At 71.6% G+C, this 24,753-nt stretch carries 20 protein-coding genes; 2 read left to right on the top strand and 18 right to left on the bottom strand.

The features are described from left to right. Positions 1-103 precede the first annotated feature (103 nt). On the bottom strand, positions 104-727 hold the full coding sequence (locus JNO44_RS13775; protein ID WP_189858221.1) for a dienelactone hydrolase family protein: 624 nt from the start codon (positions 725-727) through the stop codon (positions 104-106). 95 nt (positions 728-822) lie between these two features. Between JNO44_RS13775 and JNO44_RS13780 the strand changes: the two genes are divergently transcribed. Then, positions 823-1,926, top strand: a complete 1,104-nt coding sequence (locus tag JNO44_RS13780) for a mechanosensitive ion channel family protein (RefSeq protein ID WP_235095973.1) — start codon at positions 823-825, stop codon at positions 1,924-1,926. Positions 1,927-1,960: 34 nt separating this feature from the next. Here the strand turns inward: JNO44_RS13780 and JNO44_RS13785 are convergent, their stop codons facing one another. The 4 genes from JNO44_RS13785 to JNO44_RS13800 form a co-directional block, all read right to left on the bottom strand. Continuing rightward, on the bottom strand, positions 1,961-3,553 hold the full coding sequence (locus JNO44_RS13785) for a Na+/H+ antiporter (RefSeq protein WP_205364321.1): 1,593 nt from the start codon (positions 3,551-3,553) through the stop codon (positions 1,961-1,963). Positions 3,554-3,680: 127 nt separating this feature from the next. Then, the gene (locus JNO44_RS13790; protein ID WP_205364323.1) at positions 3,681-4,622 is read right to left on the bottom strand and encodes an RluA family pseudouridine synthase; all 942 of its coding nucleotides are present in this window, start codon (positions 4,620-4,622) and stop codon (positions 3,681-3,683) included. A 99-nt stretch (positions 4,623-4,721) separates the two neighbouring features. Further along, positions 4,722-5,324 (bottom strand): signal peptidase II, encoded by a 603-nt coding sequence (gene lspA / locus JNO44_RS13795; RefSeq protein WP_205364325.1) that lies wholly within the window; start codon positions 5,322-5,324, stop codon positions 4,722-4,724. 127 nt (positions 5,325-5,451) lie between these two features. Next, a complete protein-coding gene (locus tag JNO44_RS13800) occupies positions 5,452-6,270 on the bottom strand; it encodes a TraR/DksA family transcriptional regulator (protein WP_205364327.1) in 819 nt (272 codons plus the stop codon). 609 nt (positions 6,271-6,879) lie between these two features. On the opposite strand from JNO44_RS13800, the gene ileS reads away from it, so the two are divergent. After that, complete coding sequence (gene ileS, locus JNO44_RS13805) at positions 6,880-10,023, top strand: isoleucine--tRNA ligase (protein ID WP_205364329.1); 3,144 nt, start codon at positions 6,880-6,882, stop codon at positions 10,021-10,023. Positions 10,024-10,259: 236 nt separating this feature from the next. Here ileS and JNO44_RS13810 read toward each other — a convergent pair whose 3' ends face one another. From JNO44_RS13810 to JNO44_RS13870, 13 genes are all read right to left on the bottom strand, one after another. Continuing rightward, entirely contained in the window at positions 10,260-11,366 is a 1,107-nt protein-coding gene (locus JNO44_RS13810; RefSeq protein WP_205364331.1) for a DivIVA domain-containing protein, read from the bottom strand. A 49-nt stretch (positions 11,367-11,415) separates the two neighbouring features. Beyond that, positions 11,416-11,709: a YggT family protein gene (locus JNO44_RS13815; protein WP_039637383.1), complete on the bottom strand. Its 294-nt coding sequence runs from the start codon at positions 11,707-11,709 to the stop codon at positions 11,416-11,418. Positions 11,710-11,775: 66 nt separating this feature from the next. Continuing rightward, positions 11,776-12,396, bottom strand: a complete 621-nt coding sequence (locus JNO44_RS13820; RefSeq protein WP_018536706.1) for a cell division protein SepF — start codon at positions 12,394-12,396, stop codon at positions 11,776-11,778. Positions 12,397-12,519: 123 nt separating this feature from the next. Then, positions 12,520-13,218 (bottom strand): YggS family pyridoxal phosphate-dependent enzyme, encoded by a 699-nt coding sequence (locus tag JNO44_RS13825; protein WP_235095974.1) that lies wholly within the window; start codon positions 13,216-13,218, stop codon positions 12,520-12,522. Between the two features lie 32 nt (positions 13,219-13,250). Beyond that, the gene (gene pgeF / locus JNO44_RS13830) at positions 13,251-14,003 is read right to left on the bottom strand and encodes a peptidoglycan editing factor PgeF (protein WP_205364336.1); all 753 of its coding nucleotides are present in this window, start codon (positions 14,001-14,003) and stop codon (positions 13,251-13,253) included. 14 nt (positions 14,004-14,017) lie between these two features. Then, positions 14,018-15,259: a cell division protein FtsZ gene (gene ftsZ, locus JNO44_RS13835; protein ID WP_205364338.1), complete on the bottom strand. Its 1,242-nt coding sequence runs from the start codon at positions 15,257-15,259 to the stop codon at positions 14,018-14,020. Positions 15,260-15,540: 281 nt separating this feature from the next. Beyond that, on the bottom strand, positions 15,541-16,356 hold the full coding sequence (locus JNO44_RS13840; protein WP_205364340.1) for a cell division protein FtsQ/DivIB: 816 nt from the start codon (positions 16,354-16,356) through the stop codon (positions 15,541-15,543). A 22-nt stretch (positions 16,357-16,378) separates the two neighbouring features. Continuing rightward, entirely contained in the window at positions 16,379-17,470 is a 1,092-nt protein-coding gene (gene murG, locus JNO44_RS13845; RefSeq protein WP_205364342.1) for an undecaprenyldiphospho-muramoylpentapeptide beta-N-acetylglucosaminyltransferase, read from the bottom strand. Positions 17,471-17,476: 6 nt separating this feature from the next. Further along, positions 17,477-18,829: a putative lipid II flippase FtsW gene (ftsW, locus tag JNO44_RS13850; RefSeq protein ID WP_205364343.1), complete on the bottom strand. Its 1,353-nt coding sequence runs from the start codon at positions 18,827-18,829 to the stop codon at positions 17,477-17,479. Positions 18,830-18,887: 58 nt separating this feature from the next. Continuing rightward, a complete protein-coding gene (gene murD, locus JNO44_RS13855; RefSeq protein ID WP_205364345.1) occupies positions 18,888-20,351 on the bottom strand; it encodes a UDP-N-acetylmuramoyl-L-alanine--D-glutamate ligase in 1,464 nt (487 codons plus the stop codon). Then, positions 20,348-21,412 carry a phospho-N-acetylmuramoyl-pentapeptide-transferase gene (gene mraY / locus JNO44_RS13860; protein WP_039641846.1) on the bottom strand — a complete coding sequence of 355 codons (1,065 nt, stop codon included), beginning with the start codon at positions 21,410-21,412 and terminating at the stop codon, positions 20,348-20,350. The genes murD and mraY overlap by 4 nt, the downstream gene beginning before the upstream one ends. A gap of 5 nt (positions 21,413-21,417) precedes the next feature. Next, positions 21,418-22,908 (bottom strand): UDP-N-acetylmuramoyl-tripeptide--D-alanyl-D-alanine ligase, encoded by a 1,491-nt coding sequence (locus JNO44_RS13865; protein WP_205364347.1) that lies wholly within the window; start codon positions 22,906-22,908, stop codon positions 21,418-21,420. 62 nt (positions 22,909-22,970) lie between these two features. Further along, entirely contained in the window at positions 22,971-24,737 is a 1,767-nt protein-coding gene (locus tag JNO44_RS13870) for a UDP-N-acetylmuramoyl-L-alanyl-D-glutamate--2,6-diaminopimelate ligase (RefSeq protein WP_205364349.1), read from the bottom strand. Positions 24,738-24,753: the final 16 nt, after the last annotated feature.

Raw genomic sequence — 24,753 nt, forward strand, 5'->3', positions numbered from 1 at the left:
CCGCCGCGGCAGGCCGATCGGGGCCCCTCGCGCCCCGGTGCCCTGGGGGCAGGGCCGGCGTTCCGGGCATACCGGAAGCCGGCCGCCGGGGCCCGGCCGTCGTTCAGCCCCGCTCGGGCAGGTCGGCCAGGAACCCCAGCGCGACCTTCCAGGCGCTCTCCGCCGCCTCCGCGTCGTAGTCCGGCAGTTCGGGGTCGGTGAAGAGGTGGCCGGCGCCGGCGTAGCGGAACACCTCGACGTCGGCACCGGCCCTGCGCATCCGCAGGTACCAGGCGTTGAGCCAGTCGTGCGGCTCGTACGGGTCGGGGTCGGCGACGTGCAGCTGCACCGGCAGCTCGTCGGCGGCGGCACCGTCGGCGATGTCGGAGGTGCCGTGCAGCAGGAGCAGCCCGCGGGCCTTCTCGTCGCCGAGGGCGAGGTTCTGCGCGACCGCGCCGCCGAAGGAGAACCCGGCGTAGACCAGCCCGCGGTCGGAGTACGGGGCGACGGCCGCGACGGCGCGACGGAGCAGCTCCTCCTTGCCGAACTCGTCCTTGATCACGATGCCGTCGGCGACCGAGTCGGCGGTCCGTCCGCCGAACAGGTCCGGGACGATCACCTCGTGGCCCGCGGCCCGCAGCCGGTCCGCGCCGGCGTGCACCGCGGGGCGCAGCCCGCACACCGAATGAAACAGCACGATGGTGGAGGAACCGCTGGTCGCGGGCTCGACGGAGGCGGGCACAGACATCACTTCCCTGGGGTTGGATCGCTCTCCCCCCATCGTGCCAGCTACCGTCGTCGGGTCCGGCAGGAGCACACCGCACCGAGGAGGAGACCGTGTCCCTGGAGGCCGTGCTGCGCCCGATCGCCGTCGTCGGCGGCTCGCTCGTGGTCGCACTCGTCGTGGTCCGGCTGATCGACCGGACCCTGCTGCGGATCGACACCCGGCACCCGGAGACCCCGCTGTGGGGACTGCTGCGCCGCTGCCGGATACCGCTCCGACTGATGCTCGCCGCCGCCCTGTTGCTCGGCTCCTTCGGCCAGACCGGGATCCCGGTCGTGGTGCACCACGCGGTGGGCATCGGCCAGGCCCTGACGCTGGTGCTGATAGCGGCCACCGCCTGGCTGCTGGTGCGGGCCGCGGCGGCGATCGTGGAGTCGTCGTACGCCCGCTACGCGGCGGGCGCCCGGGACGCGGCACGGGTGCGGCGGGTGCGGACCCAGGTGACGCTGATCCAGCGGGTGGTCACCGCGGTGGTGATCGTCGTCGCGGCAGCCTCCATGCTGCTGACGTTCCCGCAGATGCGGGCGGTGGGCACGTCCATGCTGGCCTCGGCCGGCCTGCTGGGCATCGTCGCCGGTATCGCCGCCCAGTCCACCCTGGGCAACCTCTTCGCCGGGCTGCAGATCGCGTTCGGCGACATGGTGCGCATCGGGGACACCGTGGTCGTGGACGGCCAGTGGGGCACGGTCGAGGAGATCACCCTGACGTTCCTGAGCGTGCGGACCTGGGACGAGCGGCGGATCACCATGCCGGTGTCGTACTTCACCAGCAAGCCGTTCGAGAACTGGTCGCGCGGCGGCGCGCAGATGACCGGCGCGGTCTTCTACCACCTCGACCACTCCGCCCCGGTGGAGAAGATGCGGCAGCGCCTGCACGAGCTGCTCCAGGAGTGCCCGGAGTGGGACGGCCGGTCCTGGAGCCTGGTGGTCACCGACACCACCCCGTCCACCATCGTGGTGCGCGCCCTGGTCACCGCCCGGGACGCGGACGCCGTGTGGGCGGTGCGCTGCCAGATCCGCGAGCGGATGATCGAGTGGCTGCGGACCGAGCACGCCTACGCGCTGCCGCGGATCGCCACCGCGCCCGCGCCGTCCGCCGAGGAGACCCGGCGCGCGATGCCGCCCGGTCCGGCGGCCGGCCCGGACGGCGCCGGGGCCCACTGACCGGCCGCCCGTCCGGTGCACCCCCCCGCCGCGCCTACGGGGTCGCCCGCAGGCTCCGCACGTCCAGGTGGCGCAGCACCCGGTCGACGATCTCCGGGTCGGTGCCCGGCTCGCTGCGGGCCGCCAGCACCTCGTGCCGGGCGGCCGAGAGCATCTCGTTCTGGATCCGCTGGACCTTCTTCAGCCGGGAGATGCGCTTCTCGAACAGCTCCCGCCGCTCCTCGTCGACGATGTCCGGCGCGATCCGGGCCCCGATGTCGTAGGCCCGGCGGGCCAGTTGGTCGGCGACCTCGTCGGAGACCTCCTCGACCTCCAGGATCTCCTTCAGCCGGCGCTTGGACGCCTTGATGACCCGCAGCGCCAGCTCCCGCTCCAGCTCGTCCGCGGCGTCGGTGTCGGCCCGCACCCGCAGCTTGCGCACCAGCCAGGGCAGCGTCAGCCCCTGGATGATCAGCGTGGACAGGACCACCGCGAAGGCGATGAACAGGATCTCGTCACGGGCCGGGAAGGGCCCGCCGTCGATCCCGTAGGGGATGGCCAGGGCCAGCGCCACCGAAGCCACCCCGCGCATCCCGGACCACCACATGATGACCGTCTCGCGCCAGCTCATCGGGATGTCCTCGTCGTAGTCCCGGCGCTTGTGCATCCGCTTGGCGAGCCAGGCGGCGGGCAGCAGCCACACCAGCCGCACCGCGACGACCACCCCGACCACCGCGGCGCCGGCGCCCAGCAGCGAGCCCCAACGGCCGGCGGCGGCACCGAGGATGTTGTGCAGCTCCAGGCCGATCAGCCCGAACGCGACGCCGGTGACGAGGGTGTCGACCACCTCCCAGAAGGTGTAGCCGGCCAGCCGGCCCATCACGTCGTCCGCGTCGACCGCGTACTCGGCCAGGAACAGCGCGCAGGTCAGCACCGCGAGCACGCCCGACCCCTTGAACTCCTCGGCCAGGACGTACGCCACGAACGGCACCAGCAGGGTCAGCCCGATCTGCAGCGTCGGATCGCCGAGCCGCCCCATCAGCTGGTTCGTGACCCAGCCGAGCACCAGGCCGACCGCTATGGCGACGACGGCGGAGAGCACCAGCGAGCCCACCGCGCCGGGCACCGAGAAGCTCCCGCTGATCACCGCGGCCAGTGCGACGTGGTACAGCACGATCGCGGTGACGTCGTTGAACAGCCCCTCGCCCTCCAGGATGGAGACCATGCGGCGGGGCAGTCCGAGCTTGCCGGCCACCGCGGTGGCGGCGACCGGGTCGGGCGGGGCGACCAGCGCGCCCAGCACCACCGCGGCGGCCACCGGCATCCCCGGCACCACCGCCTGGGCGACCGCCGCGACCGCCGCCGTGGTGGCGAACACCAGCAGCACGGCGAGCAGGAAGATCGGCCGCAGGTTGGCGGTGAACTGCCGCCAGGAGGTGCGCTGGACGGCCGCGTAGAGCAGCGGCGGCAGCACGATCGGCAGGATGTACTCGGGCGGCACCTCGACGTTGGGCACGAACGGCAGCAGCGCCAGCACCGCGCCGGCGAGCGTCATCAGCACCGGCGAGGGCAGGCCCAGCCGGTCGCCGACCGGAACCATCACCACCGCTCCGAACAGCAGGACGAACAGCAGGGCCAACTGATCCACGGTGGCTACGCTCCGGGGCGGTCGATTTCGATCACATTCCGCCCCAAGCCTGCCACGAAGTGATCAGATGCCCGCTTTTGCCGTCCTAGATGTCCGGAGTTGGCCCGACTCGGGCGCGGTACCGACGTCAGTGGCTCTCTTCCCGGACGGTGTCCAGCGCATGCTGGAGGTCCGCCGGGTACGCGCTCTCGAACTCGACCCAGCGCCCGTCCGAGGGGTGCTCGAAGCCCAGCCGCACCGCGTGCAGCCACTGCCGGGCCACGCCCAGCCGCTTGGCGAGGGTGGGGTCCGCGCCGTAGGTCATGTCGCCGACGCAGGGGTGCCGGTGCGCGGACATGTGCACCCGGATCTGGTGCGTCCGGCCGGTCTCCAGCTTGATGTCCAGCAGGCTGGCCGCCCGGAACGCCTCGATCAGGTCGTAGTGGGTGACCGACGGCTTGCCGTCGGCGATGACCGCCCACTTGTAGTCGTGGTGGGGGTGCCGCCCGATGGGGGCGTCGATGGTGCCGCTCATCGGGTCCGGGTGACCCTGCACCAGCGCGTGGTAGCGCTTGTCCGGCACCCGCTCCTTGAACTGCCGCTTCAGCGAGGTGTACGCGCGCTCCGACTTGGCGACCACCATCAGCCCGGAGGTCCCGACGTCGAGGCGGTGCACGATGCCCTGCCGCTCGGCCGCCCCCGAGGTGGAGATCCGGTAGCCGGCCGCGGCCAGACCACCGATGACGGTGGTGCCGCTCCAGCCGGGGCTGGGGTGCGCGGCGACCCCCACCGGCTTGGCGATCACCACGATGTCGTCGTCGTCGTGCACGATCTCCATGCCCTCGACGGGCTCGGCGACGATCTCGACCGGCGCGGCGGCGGCCGGCATCTCGACCTCAAGCCAGGCGCCCCCGCGCACCCGCTCGGACTTCATCACCTCGGCGCCGTCGACCCGGACCTTGCCGGCCGACGCGAGCTCGGCCGCCTTCGTCCGGGAGAAGCCGAACATGCGGGCCAGCGCGGCGTCCACACGCTCGCCCTCCAGGCCGTCCGGTACGGGCAGGGTGCGGATCTCGGGGAAGCTGCTCACCCCACGAGTATGGCAGTCCCGCGGTACTGCCCTGCCCGGCGAGGGCCCCGGGGCCGGGACACCGGCGCGGAAGCGGGATGTGGTACGGGGCGCGGCCCGTCAGTCCTTGTGGATCGTCCCGTCGGGGTCCAGGCCCCGGAAGGACAGCAGCACGATCAGCACGCCGCCGCAGACGATCGCGGAGTCGGCGAGGTTGAAGACCGCGAAGTGCGCGGGGGCGATGAAGTCCACCACCGCACCCCGGAAGACGCCTGGCGAACGGAAGATCCGGTCGGTGAGGTTGCCGAACGCACCGCCCAGCAGCAGCCCCAGCGCGATCGCCCAGGGCAGGCTGTAGAGCTTGCGGGCGATCCGGGCGATCACCACGATCACCACCGCGGCGATCACGGTCAGCAGGACCGTCAGCGCCTCGCCGAAGCCGAAGGCCGCCCCGCGGTTGCGGATCACGCTGAACTGCAGCAGCGTCCCGATGACCTCGACCGGCGCGTGGTGCTCCAGCTTGGCGACCACCGCGAGCTTGCTGCCCAGATCGAGCAGGTAGACGATCGCGGCCACCAGCAGCAGCGCGGCGATCCGCCGCTTGCCCCGCCCGGTGGGCCGCTCGCCCTCCGCCGGCCGTCCCCCTTCGGATCCCGTCGTGGGATCCGACCCGGAACCCGGCTCGGATTCCGGCGTACCGGTGATGCGTTCCGCCTCTGCCACGTGTGCGTCCCTCAGCCCGTCGAGTCCTTCACCAGGCCCAGCCCGGCTGACCACGAGGGTACGGCACACGCCTGCGCCGGCGGGCCGGTCAGGTGCCGGCCCGCTACGCGCCGCGGGCGCACCCCGATCAGCGCCGTTCCTGCTTCTGCTTGCACTCCACGCAGAGCGTCGCGCGCGGGAACGCCTGCATCCGCGCCTTGCCGATCGGCTGCCCGCAGTTCTCGCACAGGCCGTACGTGCCGGCGTCCAGCCGGCCGAGCGCCCGCTCGGTCTGGTGCAGCATCTCGCGGGCGTTGGAGGCCAGCGCCAGCTCGTGCTCGCGGGTGATGTTCTTGGTGCCGGTGTCGGCCTCGTCGTCGCCCGCGCCGTCCCCCGAGTCCCGCATCAGCCCGGCGATCGCGTCCTCCGCGGCGACGATCTCGGCCCGCAGCCGGCCCACCTCGTCCATCAGGGCCGACCGCGCCTCGGCCACCTCCGCCGGCGTCCAGGGATCCTCGCCGGGCCGCACCGCGAGTTCACCGGGTGTCGCGGCCGCACGGGCCGGGGGCACCGCGGAGTCCGCGCCGTGCGCGACCGACGCGTCCTCCGCCGTCTTCTTCGCCACCACCGTGTTGGCTCCCGTCTTCTCCGCCGCCGGCGCCTGCCCGGTCGCCCTCGCGGCCGCCGCCTTCTTGGCGGTCGCCTTCTTCGCCGTCGTCTTCTTGGCCGCCGCCTTCTTCGCCGCGGTCTTCTTCGCCGCGGTCTTCTTGGCGGCGGCCTTGGCGGGCGCCGCCTTCTTGGCCGGTGCCTTCTTCACGGCCGCCTTCTCCGGGGCGGCCTGCTCGTGCTGCTCCGGCGCCGCCGGGTGCCCGGTCGCCTCCTGGCGGACGGACCGCCGCACGACGTCCTCGTCAGCAGGCCCGCCGGACGTCGTGATCTTCTCCGCGGCGGTCTTTTTCGCCACCATGGCCGCGATCCCTTCACATATGTGATCTAGTTCGCGAATCGTGACGGGAACGATAAGTCGCCTCACGGCACGCGGCAACGAGACGCACCGCCCAGCCACCCCCGCCGCCGGGGCCGCACGTCCGGTCTGCCTCGGTTGTGCCCCGCTCCCCGCGCCGTAATCCGCCCGGAACGACCCGCTCCGGAGGTGCTCGCCATTCGGGTCACCCGCCGGGCGGCGGCGCCCGCCCGGTCCCCCCGGGGTCGGCGGCCGGGAAATCCGGTCGGCCGCCCTCGGCGCGGCCCCGTACACTGGGCGGAGCGAAAGGCGTCGATGGGACGAGTAGCGTCATACGCAGCCTGCAGCGACCCGGGGACGGTGCGAGCCCGGGGGCGTGCATGACGTGAAGATCAGCCCGGAGCCGCCGGAAGAAAGCTCTGGACAGTGGGCGGGGCCCACGATCTCGGACAGTGGGCGGGGCCCACGGGCCGCCAGGGCGACTAGAACCGGCAGCGCGACCCCAATGAGGGGGCGGTGCGGCGCGCACCGCCAAGGAGGGTGGTACCGCGGGAGCACGTGCTCTCGTCCCTCCGGTCGGAGAACGCACCCAGGTGTCCGCCGGAGGAACCGATGAGTCCCACACCCCAGTACCGCCAGGTACCAGCCCAGGTAGACCTGCCCGCCCTGGAACACGCGGTGCTCGACTTCTGGCAGGAGCGGAAGGTCTTCGCCCGCACCCTGCAGCAGTCCGAGGGCCGCCCCGAGTGGGTCTTCTACGAGGGCCCCCCGACGGCCAACGGCATGCCCGGCGCCCACCACATCGAGGCCCGCGTCTTCAAGGACGTCTTCCCCCGGTTCCGCACGATGCAGGGCTACCACGTCGACCGCAAGGCCGGCTGGGACTGCCACGGCCTCCCGGTCGAGCTGGCCGTGGAGAAGGAGCTGGGCTTCAACGGCAAGAAGGACATCGAGGCGTACGGCATCGCCGAGTTCAACGCCAAGTGCCGCGAGTCGGTGACCCGGCACACCGACGCCTTCGCCGAGCTCACGACCCGCATGGGCTACTGGACCGACCTGGACGCCCCGTACCGCACGATGGACCCCGACTACATCGAGTCGGTGTGGTGGTCGCTGAAGGAGATCTTCACCAAGGGCCTGCTGGTCCAGGACCACCGCGTCGCCCCCTGGTGCCCGCGCTGCGGCACCGGTCTGTCGGACCACGAGCTGGCGCAGGGCTACGAGACGGTCGTCGACCCCTCGGTCTTCGTCCGGCTCCCGCTGACCTCCGGCCCGCTGGCCGGCCGGGCCGCCCTGCTGATCTGGACGACCACCCCCTGGACCCTGGTCTCCAACACCGCGGTCGCCGCCCACCCCGACGTCACCTACGTCGTCGCCACCGACGGCACCGAGCAGCTGGTCGTCGCCGAGCCGCTGCTGGAGAAGGCGCTGGGCGAGGGCTGGACGGCCACCGGCCAGTCCTTCACCGGCCGCGAGATGGAGCGCTGGTCCTACGAGCGCCCCTTCCGGCTGCTCGACCTCGACGGCGCCAACTTCGTCGTCAACGCCGAGTACGTCACCACCGACGACGGCACCGGCCTCGTCCACCAGGCCCCCGCCTTCGGCGAGGACGACCTGCGGACCTGCCGCGCGTACGGCCTCCCGGTGGTCAACCCGGTCCGCCCGGACGGCACCTTCGAGGAGCAACTCCCCCTCGTCGGCGGCCAGTTCTTCAAGAAGGCCGACGAGGCGCTGGTCGCCGACCTGGACGCGCGCGGCCTGCTCTTCCGCCACGTCGCGTACGAGCACAGCTACCCGCACTGCTGGCGCTGCCACACCGCGCTGCTCTACTACGCCCAGCCGTCCTGGTACATCCGCACCACCGCGGTCAAGGACGCCCTGTTGCGGGAGAACGAGAACACCAACTGGTTCCCGGACTCGGTCAAGCACGGCCGGTTCGGCGACTGGCTGAACAACAACATCGACTGGGCGCTGTCCCGCAACCGCTACTGGGGCACCCCGCTGCCCATCTGGCGCTGCGAGGAGGGCCACCTCACCTGCGTCGGCTCGCTCACCGAGCTGTCCGAGCTGACCGGCACCGACCAGTCCGGCCTGGACCCGCACCGCCCGTTCATCGACGCGATCACCTTCGGCTGCACCCACGAGGGCTGCACGCTGACCGCGGTCCGCGTCCCGGAGGTCATCGACGCCTGGTACGACTCCGGCTCGATGCCGTTCGCGCAGTGGGGCTACCCGTACCGCAACAAGGAGCTCTTCGAGAAGCGGTACCCGGCGCAGTTCATCTCCGAGGCCATCGACCAGACCCGTGGCTGGTTCTACACGCTGATGGCCGTCGGCACGCTCGTCTTCGACAAGTCCTCCTACGAGAACGTGGTCTGCCTGGGCCACATCCTCGCCGAGGACGGCCGGAAGATGTCCAAGCACCTGGGCAACATCCTCCAGCCGATCCCGCTCATGGACCAGCACGGCGCCGACGCGGTCCGCTGGTTCATGGCGGCCGGCGGCTCCCCGTGGTCGGCCCGCCGGGTCGGTCACAACACCATCCAGGAAGTCGTCCGCAAGACCCTGCTGACGTACTGGAACACCGTCGCCTTCCAGGCGCTCTACGCCCGCACCTCCAACTGGGCGCCGTCCGCGGCCGATCCGGCCCCGGCCGACCGCCCGCTGCTGGACCGCTGGCTGCTCGGCGAGCTGCACACCCTCGTCGACGAGGTGACCGGTGCGCTGGAGAGCTACGACACCCAGCGCGCCGGCAAGCTGCTCTCCGCGTTCGTCGACGACCTCTCCAACTGGTACGTCCGCCGCTCGCGCCGCCGCTTCTGGCAGGGCGACGCCGCCGCGCTGCGCACCCTCCACGACGTCATCGAGACGGTCACCCGGCTGATGGCCCCGCTCGTCCCGTTCATCACCGAGCGGGTCTGGCAGGACCTGGTCGTCCCGGTCACCCCGGACGCCCCGGATTCGGTCCACCTCGCCACCTGGCCGGTGGCCGACCGCGCGCTGATCGACCCGGCGCTCTCCGCGCAGATGCAGCTGGTGCGCCGGCTGGTCGAGCTGGGTCGCGCCACCCGCGCCGAGTCCGGGGTGAAGACCCGCCAGCCGCTGTCCCGCGCGCTGGTCGGCGCGCACGGCTTCGCGGACCTCTCCGAAGACCTGCGCGCCCAGATCGCCGAGGAGCTCAACGTCAGCTCGCTGGCCTCGCTCTCCGAGGTGGGCGGCTCCCTGGTCGACACCACCGCCAAGGCCAACTTCCGGGCCCTGGGCAAGCGGTTCGGCAAGGGTGTCCAGGCGGTGGCCAAGGCCGTCGCCGCCGCGGACGCCGCCGCCCTCTCGCTCGCGCTGCGCGAGGGCACGGCGAGCGTCGAGGTGGACGGCGAGACCGTCGGCCTGAGCCCCGAAGAGGTCATCATCACCGAAACCCCGCGCGAGGGCTGGTCGGTGGCCTCGGACGCGGGCGCGACGGTCGCCCTCGACCTGGAGATCACCCCGGAGCTGCGCCGCGCCGGCCTGGCCCGCGACGCGATCCGGCTGATCCAGGAGGCCCGCAAGAACAGCGGCCTGGACGTCGCCGACCGGATCGCGCTGCGCTGGGCCGCCGCCGACGACGAGCTGCGGACGGCGCTGACCGACCACGCCGCGCTGATCGCCGACGAGGTGCTGGCCACCGACTTCGCCGCCGGTGAGCCGGACGGTTCCTACGGCCCGGCCTTCACGGACGAGGCACTGTCCCTGACCTTCCACCTCCGCAAGGCATAACGGAGCACGGAAGCACGACGGAGCACGACCAGGCCCCGGCGCACTCCGCGCCGGGGCCTGCGCTCTTGTCCGCCCCCCGCGTACCACCACCGCGCTCCTCACAGGGAACGACGGGACGGGAGACGCGACGACAGACGGCTCCAAAGCGGTACGAACAGGGCCGGGCCCCGAGGGAGTTCCCTCGGGGCCCGGCCCTGATTGCCGACTCTGCGCGCCGTACCGGCGTCAGCCGTCCGTCAGTTGTCGTCCTCGTCGATGAGGAAGCCGCGCATCGGCGACGGCGTCTGCTGCATCGGCGACGGACCCTGCGGCCGCACCGGTGCCATCGGCTGGGTCATCGCCGGCGACATCTGCTGCTGACCGCCGTAGGACGGACCACCGCTGGACGGGCTGCTCATGGAGTGGTTGCCGCCCATGGACGGGCCGCCACCCATGGTGTGGTTGCCGCCCATGGTGCCCGCACCGGCCGACGCCATCGACGGCGACGGCGGCAGCGAGGGGGCAGACGGGGTCCGCGGCGGGGCCAGCGACTCGTCGGACTGGTTCTCCAGCTGACGCAGCTGGCTCTCCAGGTACGACTTCAGACGCGTGCGGTACTCGCGCTCGAAGCCGCGCAGGTCCTCGACCTTGCGCTCCAGCGTCGCGCGGGCCGACTCCAGCGAGCCCATCGCCACGCGGTGCTTCTCCTGCGCGTCCCGCTCCAGCGCGTCGGCCTTGGCGCGGGCGTCCCGCTCCAGGCCCTCGGCACGGCTGCGCGCCTCGCCGACGATCTTGTTGGCCTCGGAACGGGCCTCCGCGATCGCCTGGTCGGCGGTCTGCTGTGCCAACGACAGCACGCGCGCCGCGCTGTCACCGCCGGGGCCGCCCTGCTGCGGGGCCGGCTGCGGCAACTGCTGTCCGGGACCGCCGAGCGGACCGCCCAGCGGACCGCCCTGGCCCATCGGGCCGGGGCCGTGCGGGCCCTGCGGGCCGGGACCGTGGCCACCGGGACCGGGGGGCAGCTGCGGTGCACCACCGGGCAGTTGGGGCGGGCCACCCATCCCCTGCTGCTGCGGCGGAACCGGCTGCGGACCGGATATGGCGGCGGGCACCGGGGCCCCCGGCCGCTGCGGCTGGTCCTGCTGCTGGTCGGGACCCTTGCGCAGCCCCTGCTGCTGGTTCTGCGCGGCGGCCCGAGTGGCGGCGGCCAGCTTGGCGCGCAGGTCCTCGTTCTCCCGCAGCAGGCGGGTCAGTTCGGCCTCGACCTCGTCGAGGAAGGCATCGACCTCGTCCTCGTCATAGCCTTCTCGAAGGCGGACGGTCGTGAACTGCTTGTTCCGCACGTCCTCGGGGGTCAACGGCATCTCTACTTCACCTCAACGTAGTCGTCGGCAATCGGCAAGACCGTATCGTTCACACCAACAACACCGACCTCACGACGGTGATCAGGATGTAGACGATGATCATCAATACGAAGAAGGACAGGTCGAGCGCCACGCCCCCGAGACGCAGCGGCGGGATGACCCGCCGCAGAAGCTTGAGTGGCGGATCGGTGACAGTGTAGGTGGCCTCAAGAATCACCACCATTGCCTTGCCGGGTTGCCATGAGCGGGCGAACTGGAAGACATAGTCCATCACCAGGCGGAAGATCAGCAGGATGAGGAAGCAGTACAGCGCGATGTAGATCACTTGACCAGCGACACTCATCTCGCGCTTCCCTCTCCCCTTGTTCCTGTGCAGACCTTACGGCCCTGGTGTGCCCGGTGTTGCGTCTCAGCTCTGGTTGAAGAACCCGCCCTCTGCGATACGGGCCTTGTCCTCCGCCGTGACATCGACGTTAGCAGGCGACAACAGGAACACCTTCTGCGTCACCCGCTCAATGCTCCCGTGCAGTCCGAAGACCAGACCGGCCGCAAAGTCGACAAGTCGCTTCGCGTCCGTGTCGTCCATCTCCGTGAGATTCATGATCACCGGAGTGCCCTCACGGAAGTGTTCCCCGATGGTACGGGCTTCGTTGTAGGTCCGGGGGTGCAGTGTGGTGATGCGGTAAGGCTCCCGCTCGGACACAACTTTGGGCATGATCACCGGTGCGTTCTTCTCCAGGTTCGGACGTTCGGGTGTGATGGATGCCACGGGGGCGATACGCGCGGGTCGTCCGCTTTCCGCGGCGAGCGGGGCGGGTTCACGCGGCGCGGGAGGTGTCACAGCTCGGACCGGTTCTTCCCGTTCCGGGCGCGTTTCGGCCGGCACTTGGTGCTGCTGTCGCCGCCCCCGATCCGGCTCCGGGTCAAGCTCGGGCTCGAACTCGTCGTCGGGGTCGAACCCCCGGCCGTCGTACCCATCGTCCTCCACGAGGCCGAGGTAGACCGCCATCTTGCGCATCGCGCCGGCCATTCTCTGCGTCCTCCGCTCTGTGGTGGATCGGCTCCGTCACCGGGGGCCCTGGATCCACTCGGCCTGCCCGCTTCCTGCGGGAATGACCATATTTTGTGCTGTGGTCCGACTTGCTTGGCGACGTTACCCGAGCCGTGGTCGGACTCCGAGTACCGCGGTGCCGATGCGCACATGTGTCGCCCCGGCCGCCACCGCGTCCTCAAGGTCCGCACTCATACCTGCCGACACCATGGTGGCAGCAGGATGGGTCGCGCGCAGGTCGGATGAGATTTCCACGAGCCGCTCGAAAGCGGCTCGTTGACGCCCCGCATACGGCCCGGCCAGCGGCGCGACCGTCATCACGCCGTCCAGGCGCAGCCCTTGAGAACCGGCGATCACCTCGGCGAGTTCCGCGACGCCCTCCGGCGCCACCCCGCCACGATCCCCCGTCATCCGACCGTTTTGCCCTGGCTCGGCGTCAAATGCCACCTGGATCAGGCAGCCCAGCTCCCGCCCGGCACGGACCGCCTCCTTGGAGAGCGCGGTGGCGAGCCGGGGCCGGTCGACGGACTGGACGACCCCGGCGTAACCGGCCACCGACCGCACCTTGTTGGTCTGCAATTGACCGACGAAGTGCCAAGTCAGCGGCAAATCGGCACATTCGGCCGCTTTGGGAGCCGCTTCCTGATCGCGGTTCTCCGCGACCTGGCGCACCCCCAACTCCGCGAGCAGTCGGACGTCGCTCGCGGGGTAGGTCTTGGTGACGACGATCAGCGTGACCTCGTCGCGTGACCGGCCGGCCTTGGCACAGGCGGTGGAGATACGATCCTCCACCCGCGCCATGTTGTCGGCCAGTTGTGTTCTGCGGTCCTCGGTCACGGCGCAGCCTCTCCGGGGGCGTCCCCGAGCCATACGTAGCTCGCGAGCCGCCCGGTCGTGCGATCGCGTCGATACGAGTAGTGGTCCGCCGATTCGAGGGTGCAGATGTGGGATTCCCCACGCAACTGCACGCCGGCCGCGGCGAGTTGGGCTCGCACCCCCGCGGCCACGTCCACCGACGGGGTGCCCCAGGAGGTGGTCGCCCACGCCTGTGGCACCGCCGCGGCCACCTCGGCGCGCATCGCCTCGGGCACCTCGTAGCAGCGCCCGCAGACCGCGGGCCCGGTGTACGCGACGATCCGGGACGGCTCGGCGCCCCGCTCGACCATGGCCGCGACGACCGCCGGCACGACCCCGGCGACCAGGCCCGGCCGGCCGGCGTGCGCGGCGCCCGCGATCCCGGCGGCCGGGTCGGCGAGCAGGACCGGGGTGCAGTCGGCGGTCAGCACGGCCAGCGCCAGACCCCGGCGGGCCGTCACCACCGCGTCCACGCACGGGGGCGCGCCCTCCCCCCAGGGTCCGTCGACCACGGCGACATCCCGGCCGTGGACCTGGTTCATCCAGACCACCGCGGCCGGGTCCAGGCCCAGTTCCCGGGCCACCAGGTCGCGGTTGGCACGGACGGCCGCGGGGTCGTCACCCACCGCGCCGCCCAGATTGAGCTGCTCATACGGAGCGGCGCTCACCCCGCCCCACCTGTCGGTGAAGGCGAAGTGCGCGCCGCTCACGTGGTGCTGTTGCCCTATCACGTCGGTGCTTTACGTCACTTCAGGAAGTCGGGGACGTCCAGCTCCTCGGCCGCGGAGTCCGAGTACGGACGGGCCGGCGGAACCGAGGGGCCGCCGGCCGGCGAGGTGGACACCTCGCCCAGCGACGGGGAGTCGGACGACGCCGGGGCCTCGTCCCGGACCTGCGGGACCGCACCGAGACCGCCGAACGACGGTGCGGTGCGCGGCGGCTCGACCGGGGGCATGGTCGGACGGGCCGGCGCCGGGGCGGGCTCCTCGCGCTTCGGGGACGGCATCCCGGCCTGCTGGGAGTCGCGGCGGGCCGGCGGCTGACCGCCGTCGAAGCCCGCGGCGATGACCGTCACCCGGACCTCGTCGCCCAGCGCGTCGTCGATGACCGCACCGAAGATGATGTTGGCTTCGGGGTGCGCGGCCTCGCTGACCAGCTGCGCGGCCTCGTTGATCTCGAAGAGACCGAGGTCGGAGCCACCGGAGATGGAGAGCAGCACACCGCGGGCGCCGTCGATCGACGCCTCCAGCAGCGGCGAGGAGATCGCCATCTCGGCCGCTGCCACCGCGCGGTCGTCGCCGCGCGCCGAGCCGATGCCCATCAGCGCCGAGCCGGCCTCCGACATCACGGACTTGACGTCGGCGAAGTCGAGGTTGATCAGACCCGGGGTGGTGATCAGATCGGTGATGCCCTGGACACCCGACAGCAGCACCTGGTCCGCGGACTTGAACGCGTCGAGCACGCTCACCTGGCGGTCCGAGATGGACAGCAGACGGTCGTTGGGGATCACGATGAGGGTGTCGACCTCTTCGCGAAGGCTCGCGATGCCGTCCTCGGCCTGGTTGGCGCGGCGGCGGCCCTCGAAGGTGAACGGCCGGGTGACCACACCGATCGTCAGGGCGCCCAGCGAGCGGGCGATGTTGGCGACGACCGGGGCACCGCCGGTGCCGGTGCCGCCACCCTCGCCCGCGGTCACGAAGACCATGTCGGCCCCCTTGAGGACCTCCTCGATCTCCTCGCGGTGGTCCTCGGCCGCCTTGCGGCCCACGTCCGGGTTGGCGCCGGCGCCGAGTCCGCGCGTCATCTCGCGGCCGACGTCGAGCTTGACGTCGGCGTCGCTCATCAGCAACGCCTGCGCATCGGTGTTGATCGCGATGAACTCGACGCCCTTGAGCCCGACCTCGATCATCCGGTTGATGGCGTTCACGCCACCGCCGCCGATGCCGACGACCTTGATGACTGCGAGGTAGTTCTGCGGTGCTGCCACGTCGAAGGCCTCTCGCCTCGATTTACGTGTCGTCGCCGCACATTGCGTGTGGACGCCGACTGATGCCGAAGGGATGGTCCGCTCTGCCGACCCGAACCCTAACCCTGAAGTTTAGGGTTACTGTGCCTGTGTTCCTGGTTCCACGGTCCCTTTGGAACGAGACACTAAGTCGACAAGGCGCGCGCGTTCAACGAACACGCCGAACCTCCCGTTTTTCTTTTCACCCTATGTGATCACCCATAGTCGTAGCCATCCAGGGTGCTGGCCTGCGTCGCGGTACGTCAACTCCCGGACACCGCAGGGGCGCTGGGGACCGAGATGTCGAAGTGGCGCGCGTCACGCGCGGCCTTCATCAGGCCGGCCAGCACCTTCGCCTTTTCGGCGCCCTGCTCGCGGCTGCCCCACATCACCGTGCGGTCACCTGCGAGTTCGAGGGTGATGGAGTCGTAGGAGCGCATCCGGACGGTGCGCACGTCCTTGCGAACGGCGGACGGGAGGTCCCGGGCGACGGTGACCGCGGCGCGCAGCAAACGACCGGTTCCGAAGCGGTGCAGGCTCGGGGAATCGGAAACGGTCATTTCCAGAAGCGGGACGCCCTTGGGGGCGCGACTCACCGTGGCGAATCGGACGCCCTCGCCGTCCACTTCCACAAACTTTCCGTTCGTTTGCAGCAGCAGTTCCGGCGCCCTTTCGGTCACTTCCAGACCGAGGGTGTGCGGCCAGGACCGGGTGACGTCAACGCTCTTGAGGCGCGGGAGCCGGGCGAGCAGCCGGCGCCGCACCGCTTCGGCGTCCACGGAAGCGAGCGGTGCGTTCATGGGGGCGGCTGCGGCGGCGACCACCTCCTCCGGCGTGAGCACCTCGGTGCCCGTGGCGTGAACCTCCTCCAGCCGGAGCCAGTCCGAGCCGTAGAGCGCCCACGCGCCGAACCCGCCCAGCAGCACCGCCACAACCGCGATGATGATCACACTGCGACGGCGCGGACGGCGCAGGCGCAGGCGCGGCAGTCGCAAGCGCCGGCCGCCGGACGGCGGCGAAGGGGACGGGCCGGACGGCGACTTCTTCGCTCCGCGCCTGGCGGTGGTCGGTCCGGCCACGCTCTCCGCCTTCTCTCGTCCGCTACTTGCGGTGCTGCTCGATCGCCTCGTAGACCATGCCGACCAGCAACTCGTCGGCGTCCCGGCGGCCGAACTCGGAGGCCGAGCGGGACATCTCGTACAACCGGTGCGGATCGCCCAGCACCGGGAGCACGTTGTTCTGCACCCAGTCCGGGGTCAGCTGGGCGTCGTCGACCAGCAGGCCGCCGCCGGCGTTGACCAACGGCTGGGCGTTGAGCCGCTGCTCGCCGTTGCCGATGGGCAGCGGGACGAAGGCGGCCGGGAGCCCGACGGCGGACAACTCGGCGACGGTCATCGCGCCCGCGCGGCAGAGCATCATGTCGGCCGCGGCGTACGCGAGATCCATCCGGTCCAAGTACGGTACCGGGATGTAGGGGGGCATTCCCGGCATGTTGTCGACGTGCGGCAGTTCGTTCTTCGGCCCGACCGCGTGCAGCACCTGGATGCCGGAGCGCTGGAGCGCCGGCACGGCGGCCTGGACGACCTCGTTCAGCCGGCGGGCGCCCTGGGAGCCGCCGGACACCAGCAGGGTCGGCAGGTTGGGGTCGAGTCCGAACGCGGCGCGCGCCTCGGGGCGGACCGCGGCACGGTCCAGGGTGGCGATGGACCGGCGCAGCGGAATGCCGACATAGCGGGCGCCGCGCAGTTTGCTGTCCGGGGTGCTGACGGCGACGTACGTGGCGTACCGCGAGCCGATCTTGTTGGCCAGGCCGGGCCGGGCGTTGGCCTCGTGGACGACGATCGGCACCCCGAGCCGCTTGGCGGCCAGGTAGCCGGGCAGCGCCACATAGCCACCGAAGCCGACGACGCAGTCCGCCTTGGTGCGCTCCAGGATCTGCTCGGCGGCCTTGATCGTGCCGCGCAGCCGCCCGGGGACGGTGATCAGTTCGGGGGTGGGCTTACGGGGCAGCGGTACCGCCGGGATCAGGCCGAGCTCGTAACCGCGCTCGGGGACCAGGCGGGTCTCCAGGCCCTTCTCCGTGCCGAGTGCCGTGATCCCCACGGTCGGGTCCTGCCTCCGCAGGGCGTCCGCGAGGGCGAGCGCGGGCTCGATGTGGCCGGCGGTCCCCCCACCGGCGAGTACGACATGCACCGAAATTCACCGCTCTCCGGACGGTCGCCTCTTAACGCGCCGTCTCATCGTCTTCCATCTCACCCCAGCCGGCTTCCTGCCGGAAGCCGGCTTCCGCGCCAACCGAGCCGTCAACGCCGCCCGTGCGGCGGGCTCGTCACGCGCGAAGGCGATCAGCAGCCCGACGGCGAACATCGTCGGCAGCAGCGCGGAGCCCCCGTAGGAGAACAGCGGGAGCGGGACACCGGCGATCGGCAGGAGTCCGAGCACCGCACCGATGTTGATCACGGCCTGGGCCATGATCCAGGTGGTCACACCGCCCGCTGCGTACCGTACGAAGGGGTCCTCCGTGCGTCCGGCCACGCGGATACCCGCATAGCCTAGAGCCGCGAAGAGGGCGAGCACCGACAGCGTCCCCGCCAGTCCCAGTTCCTCCCCGGTGATGGCGAAGATGAAGTCGGTGTGCGGTTCGGGGAGTTCTCCCCATTTTTCCATACTCGCCCCGAGGCCGGAACCGAAGAGTCCGCCGGAGGCCAGCGCATAGATGCCGTGCACGGCCTGCCAGCACTGGTCGCCGGGGCCCGGATCGGTCGCCCCGATGCAGGCGAGACGGGACATCCGGTGGGCGCTGGTCTTGATCAGCAGGGCGCTGAGCACGGTCGCGGCGCCCAGTACCCCGGCGAACAGCCGGGTCGGGGCGCCGGCCAGCCACAGCAATCCGAAGAGGATCGCGGTGAGGATGATCGTGGTGCCCATGTCGCCGCCGAGCATGATCAGCCCGAGCAGGAGAAATGTCACCGGCGTCAGCGGAACCAGCAGATGCTTCCACTGCGTCAGTAGCTTCTTGTCCTCTTTGCGGGCGAGCAGGTCGGCGGCCCACAGGACGAGTGCGAGCTTGCCGAACTCGCTCGGTTGCACCTGGAAAGGGCCGCCGAGGCTGATCCAGTTCTGGTTGCCGTTGACCGAGACCCCGATGCCCGGGATCTGCACCAGGCCGAGCAGGAACACCGAGCCGGCGAGCAGCGGGTAGGCCAGCGCCCGGTGCCGCCGCACCGGCATGCGGGACGCGAGCAGCAGCAGCCCGCCGCCGATGGCGGCCGCCAACAGTTGTTTGCGGAAGAAGTACGACGGCGCCAGGCCGGACTGCAGGGCCTTGATCTGGGAGGCCGAGTAGACCATCACCAGGCCGAGGACGGTGATCAGCAGCGGGGCGCCGAGGATGAGGTAGTAGGCCGTCAACGGGCGGTCCCAGGCCCGCTTGGCCCGGGCGAGGAACCCTTGCGGGCCGGCCGGACGCCGGCCCGTCCGCGGCGGGCGCACCTTCGCGGGGGTCCGGCGCGCCGGGCGCGGTGGCGCCGGCTTCGCCGATCGGGCGGTCATCCTCGTCCCTCCACAGGTGCGCTCGCCGCCGGCGACGACGGCAGCGGGGAGAACCGGGCTAGTGACCCGCGGCGGACAGTTCGCCCACCGCGTCGGCGAACGCCTCGCCCCGCTTGTTGTAATTGACGAACATGTCCATCGAGGCACAGGCCGGGGCCAGCAGCACGGTGTCGCCGGGCTCGGCCAGGCGGGCCGCCTCCCTGACCGCCTCGGACATCGCCCCAGTGTCGGTCCGGTCGAGGTCGACAACCGGGACATCGGGGGCGTGTCGCGTCAGCGCTTCGCGGATCAGCGCCCGGTCGGCGCCGATCAGGACCACCCCGCGCAGCCGCCCGGCGGCCGTGCGCACCAGCTCGTCGAAGGTGGCGCCCTTCGCCAGACCGCCGGCGATCCACACGATGTGCTCGTACGCCGCCAACGACGCCTCGGCGGCGTGGGTGTTGGTGGCCTTGGAGTCGTCGATGTAGGAGACCCCGGCGACGTCCGCGATGTGCTGGATGCGGTGCGCGTCCGGGTGGAAGGACCGCAGTCCCTCGCGCACCGCGGCGGCCGGGACGCCGAAGGCGCGGGCCAGCGCCGCGGCGGCCAGCGCGTTGGCGATGTTGTGCGGGGCCGGCTTCCCGGAGGCGGGGGCGATGTCCGCGACCTCGGCGAGCTCCTGGGCCTGCCGCTGCCGGTTCTCCACGAAGGCGCGGTCGACGAGGATGTCGTCGACGATGCCCAGTTGGGACGGGCCGGGGGTGCCGAGGGTGAAGCCGATGGCCCGGCAGCCCTCCTCCACGTCGGCCTCGCGGACCAGGTCCTCGGTGGCGGGGTCGGCGACGTTGTAGACGCAGGCGACGGTGTTGCCCTCGTAGATCCGGCCCTTGTCGGCGGCGTACGCGGCCATGGAGCCGTGCCAGTCCAGGTGGTCCGGGGCGAGGTTGAGGACGGCCGCGGAGTGCGCCCGCACCGACGGGGCCCAGTGCAGCTGGTAGCTGGAGAGCTCGACGGCGAGGACGTCGTAGGACGTGCCCTCCGTCCGGCCCTCGCCCAGCACGACGTCCACCAGCGGGACGCCGATGTTGCCGACCGCGGCGGTGCGCAGACCGGCCGCGCCCAGGATCGAGGCCAGCATCCGCACGGTGGTGGTCTTGCCGTTGGTGCCGGTGACCGCCAGCCAGGGCGCGGCGTCCGGGCCACGCAGCCGCCAGGCCAGCTCGACGTCGCCCCAGACCGGGACGCCGGCCCGCTCGGCGGCCAGGAAGAGCGGGCTGGAGGGCTTCCACCCGGGGGAGGTGACGACCACCTCGGTTCCCTCGGGGAGGGTCTCCCCGTCACCGAGCCGGACGGTGACCCCCAGCTGCTCCAGTTCGGCCGCCTGGGCCCGTTCGCGTTCGCCGTCGGTGCCGTTGACGACGGTGACGCGGGCGCCGAGGCCGGCCAGGGCGCGGGCGGCGGGGACGCCGCTCACGCCGAGGCCCGCCACGGTGATGTGCCGACCGGCGAAGTCGTGGAGGTCCTGCGGGTCGTACACGGTCACTTCGCCGCCTGCCAGCCGCCGTAGAAGATGCCCAGACCGACGATCACGCACATGCCCTGGATGATCCAGAAGCGGACCACCACAAGGACTTCGGACCACCCCTTGAGTTCGAAGTGGTGTTGGAGTGGCGCCATCCGGAAGACCCGCTTGCCGGTCATCCGGAACGAGCCGACCTGGATGACCACGGACATGGTGATCAGGACGAACAGGCCGCCGAGGACGGCCAGCAGCATCTCCGTGCGGGAGCAGATCGCGAGGCCGGCGAGCGCGCCGCCCAGCGCCAGCGAGCCGGTGTCGCCCATGAAGATCTTGGCGGGCGAGGTGTTCCACCACAGGAAGCCGAAGCAGGCGCCCATCAGGGCGGAGGCGACCACCGCGAGGTCGAGTGGATCGCGGACCTCGTAACAGCCGGGTCCGGCGGTGATCTGGTTGGCGCAGGACTCCTGGTACTGCCAGATGCCGATGAAGGTGTAGGCGCCGAAGACCATCACCGAGGCACCGGTGGCCAGGCCGTCGAGGCCGTCGGTGAGGTTCACGCCGTTGGACATCGCCAGGATCATGAACAGCGCCCAGAGGACGAAGAGCACCGGGCCGATCTGCCAGCCGAAGTCCTGCGTGAAGGAGAGCCGGTCGGAGGCCGGGGTCGCGCCCCGCAGGTCGGCGAACTGGAGCGAGAGCACCGCGAAGGCGATGCCGACGATCAGCTGGCCGGCCATCTTCGCCTTGGCCCGCAGGCCCAGCGACCGCTGCTTGACGATCTTGATGTAGTCGTCGAGGAAGCCGACCAGGCCCATGCCCGCGAAGAGGAAGAGCACCAGGACACCCGAGAAGGTCGGGTGGCTGGAGGTGATCACCTTCGTCAGGGCGTAGGCGATGATCGTGGCCAGGATGAAGGAGATGCCGCCCATGGTGGGCGTGCCCTTCTTGCTGCCGTGGGTGCGGGGGCCGTCATCGCGGATGAACTGCCCGTAGCCCTTCTTGGCCAGGAGTTTGATCAGCAGCGGGGTACCGATCAGGGTCAGGAAGAGCCCGATCATCCCGGAGAAGAGGATCTGCTTCATGGAGTTCATCGGGACGCGGCTCCGCCCTTCGCAGCGGAACCGTCCTCGCCGTCCAGCAATGCCGCGGCCACCCGCTCCAGGCCCACCGACCTGGACGCCTTCACCAGCACGACGTCTCCCGGTCGCAGCTCCCTGCGCAACAGGTCGATCGCCGCCCGCGCGTCGGACACGTGCACCGACTCCTCACCCCACGAACCCTCGTTCTTGGCGCCCATGTCGAGCCAGGCCGCTTCCCTGCCGCCGACCGCCACGAGCTTGCTGACGTTGAGCCGGACGACCAGCCGCCCGACCGCGTCGTGTTCGGCGAGTGACTCCTCGCCCAGCTCGGCCATCTCACCGAGCACCGCCCACGTCCGGCCCCCCCGCGCCCTGCCGGCGGCGCCCATGGCGACCAGCGCACGCAGCGCCGCTCGCATGGACTCGGGGTTCGCGTTGTAGGCGTCGTTGACGACCGTCACGCCGTCCGCGCGCTCGGTGACCTCCATCCGCCAGCGGGAGAGCGTGCCGGCTTCGGAGAGCGCGGCGGCGATCTCGTCCACGGGCATGCCCAACTCATGGGCGACGGCGGCCGCGGCGAGCGCGTTCGACACGTGGTGCTCACCGTACAGCCGCATGGTCACATCGCTGCACCCGGAGGGTGTGTGAAGCGTGAAGGAGGGCTGTCCGAGGCCGTTGAGCCGGACATTCTCGGCGCGGATCGCGGCGTCCGCGGACTCGCCGAAGAAGACCGTACGGGCCTTCGTACGGGACGCCATGGCCCGGACGTACGGATCGTCCGCGTTGAGCACCGCCACGCCGCCCACCCGTCGCCCGCCGCCACCCTCCAGCGGAAGCCCTTCGGGCCCTTCTTCGTCGGCCGCCGGCAGCGACTCGACCAGCTCGCCCTTGGCCTGGGCGATCTGCTCGCGCCCGCCGAACTCGCCGAGGTGCGCGGTGCCGACGTTGAGGACCACCCCGATCCGGGGCGGGGTCAGCCCGGCGAGGTAGCGGATGTGGCCGATGCCGCGGGCGCCCATCTCCAGCACGAGGTGCCGGGTGGTGTCCTCGGCGCGCAGCGCGGTGAGCGGCAGCCCGATCTCGTTGTTGAGGTTGCCTTCCGGCCACACCGTCGGACCGTATCGCTGGAGGAGCTGGGCGATCAGGTCCTTGGTGCTGGTCTTGCCGGCCGAGCCGGTCAGACCGACGACGGTGGCGCCCGACTTGTTCACGACGGCCCGGGCGAGTGCGCCGAGAGCTGCGACGACGTCGTCGACGACGATCGCCGGGACGCCGACCGGGCGGGCCGCGAGGACGGCCACCGCACCGGCTTCCACGGCGCCGACGGCGAAGTCGTGGCCGTCGACGCGCTCACCTGCGAACGCAACGAACAGGCCACCCGGGCGGACCGCCCGGGAGTCCGAGACGACCGGCCCGGTGACCTCGCGGTCCGGGTCCGGTATGTCGTGCTGCTGCCCGCCGACGATGCTCGCGATCTCGGCGAGGGACAGGGAGATCACAGGTCACCCCCGGGGCCGTGCAGGAGGTGCCAACAAGAGGATTGTGCGCGCATGGCGGTGTGTCATCCCTGGTGGTTCGGCTGCTGTGACTGCTGCGACTTCTGCGCTGCCATCGCGGATTCGATCGCGGCGCGCAGCACCTGGCGGTCGTCGAAGGGGCGTACCACTCCGGCGATGTCCTGTCCCTGTTCGTGGCCCTTGCCCGCGACGATCACGGTGTCCCCGGGTTCGGCGCGGGCGACGGCGGCGGCGACGGCGGCGGCCCGGTCCTCTTCGACGAGGACGGTGCCGCGCTCGTGGACGGGCACCTCGGCGGCGCCCGCGAGCATGGTGGCGAGGATCGCGAGCGGGTCCTCGGAGCGGGGGTTGTCGGAGGTCAGCACGGCGGTGTCGGCGAGCCGGGCGACCGCGGCGCCCATCGGCATCCGCTTGTGCGGGTCGCGGTCGCCGCCGCAGCCGAGTACGGCGTGCACCTTGCCGGTGGTGACCTTGCGCAGGGCCCGCAGAACCGATTCGACGGCGTCCGTCTTGTGCGCGTAGTCGACGACCGCCAGGTAGGGCTGGCCGACGTCCACCCGCTCCAGGCGGCCGGGGACGCCCGGGATCGCGGCGACGCCGTCGGCCGCGGTCTGCGGGTCGATGCCGGCGACGGCCAGCGCGGTGATCGCGGCCAGCGCGTTGGAGACGTTGAACGGGCCGGCGATCGGGCTGGCGGCGCGCAGCGTCACGCCGCCGGGGCCGTGCACGGTGAAGGTCGAGCCGAGCGCGCCGATCTCGACGTCGGCGGCGCGCCAGTCGGCGTCCGGGTGGCCCTCGGCGGAGAAGGTGGTGACCGGGACCTCGGACTCGCCGGCGGCCAGCCGGCGGCCGTACTTGTCGTCGAGGTTGACCACGCCGGCCTTGCTGCGCGCCCTGGTGAACAGCTGGGCCTTGGCCTGGAAGTAGTCCTCCATGCCGGAGTGGAACTCCATGTGCTCCGGGCTGAGGTTGTTGAAGACCGCGACGTCGAAGACGCAGCCGTCGACCCGGCCGAGCACCAGCGCGTGGCTGGAGACCTCCATGGCGACCGAGCGGACGCCGCGCTCGCGCATCACCGCGAACAGCGCCTGGAGGTCGGTGGCCTCGGGCGTGGTCCGCTCGGACTTCAGGCGCTCGTCGCCGATCCGGGACTCGACGGTGCCGATCAGGCCGGTCAGACCGCCCGCCCGTCGCCCGCCACCGCCGTCGGCCTCCTTGGCGGCCGCGGCCCGCAGCCCGCCCTCGATGAGGTATGCGGTGGTGGTCTTGCCGGAGGTGCCGGTGATACCGATCTGGAGGAGGTCCTCGCCCGGCGCACCGTAGATCGAGACGGCCAGGGCACCCATCCGCCCGCGCGGGTCGTCGACGGCCAGGACCGGCAGACCGGTCGCGGCGGCCCGCTCGGCGCCCGACGGGTCGGTCAGGATCGCGGCGGCGCCGAGGTCGGCGGCCTGGGCGACGAAGTCGGCGCCGTGCAGACGGGCGCCGGGCAGCGCGGCGTAGATGTCGCCGGGGCGGACCGCACGGGAGTCGTGGGTGATGCCGGTGACCATGACATGCGCGGCGTCGGGGACCGGGATCGCCAGCTGCTGGGCGAGGTCCGCCAGGGGGGTGGGACGGACCTCCGCGGGGCGCGGCGCACCCGGATATCTGCCGGGGCCGCCCTTCTCCGCGTGCTGGGGTTTCGGGGACTGATCAGCTTGTGACACGGCGGTGAGCGTACCGGGCAGAACGGGCCCGGGGCGAAGTGAGGGCTCCGCCGGGGTTCTGTCGCCGGGCAGCTGCGGGCCGTCGGGAGTGATCGTCGTCACGGCGGTGTTGCCTCGT

Source organism: Streptomyces noursei (genome assembly GCF_016917755.1).
GTDB classification, from domain to species: Bacteria; Actinomycetota; Actinomycetes; order Streptomycetales; family Streptomycetaceae; genus Streptomyces; species Streptomyces yunnanensis.

What these genes read in the sequence shown, in the direction of transcription:
- mraY (WP_039641846.1), bottom strand. Translation starts at nt 21,412, where the DNA reads ATGAAGCAGATCCTCTTCTCCGGGATGATCGGGCTCTTCCTGACCCTG.
- JNO44_RS13800 (WP_205364327.1), bottom strand. Translation starts at nt 6,270, where the DNA reads ATGGTGGCGAAAAAGACCGCCGCGGAGAAGATCACGACGTCCGGCGGG.
- ileS (WP_205364329.1), top strand. Translation starts at nt 6,880, where the DNA reads ATGAGTCCCACACCCCAGTACCGCCAGGTACCAGCCCAGGTAGACCTG.
- JNO44_RS13825 (WP_235095974.1), bottom strand. Translation starts at nt 13,218, where the DNA reads ATGGCGCGGGTGGAGGATCGTATCTCCACCGCCTGTGCCAAGGCCGGC.
- JNO44_RS13775 (WP_189858221.1), bottom strand. Translation starts at nt 727, where the DNA reads ATGTCTGTGCCCGCCTCCGTCGAGCCCGCGACCAGCGGTTCCTCCACC.
- ftsW (WP_205364343.1), bottom strand. Translation starts at nt 18,829, where the DNA reads ATGACCGCCCGATCGGCGAAGCCGGCGCCACCGCGCCCGGCGCGCCGG.
- JNO44_RS13810 (WP_205364331.1), bottom strand. Translation starts at nt 11,366, where the DNA reads ATGCCGTTGACCCCCGAGGACGTGCGGAACAAGCAGTTCACGACCGTC.
- JNO44_RS13820 (WP_018536706.1), bottom strand. Translation starts at nt 12,396, where the DNA reads ATGGCCGGCGCGATGCGCAAGATGGCGGTCTACCTCGGCCTCGTGGAG.
- JNO44_RS13815 (WP_039637383.1), bottom strand. Translation starts at nt 11,709, where the DNA reads ATGAGTGTCGCTGGTCAAGTGATCTACATCGCGCTGTACTGCTTCCTC.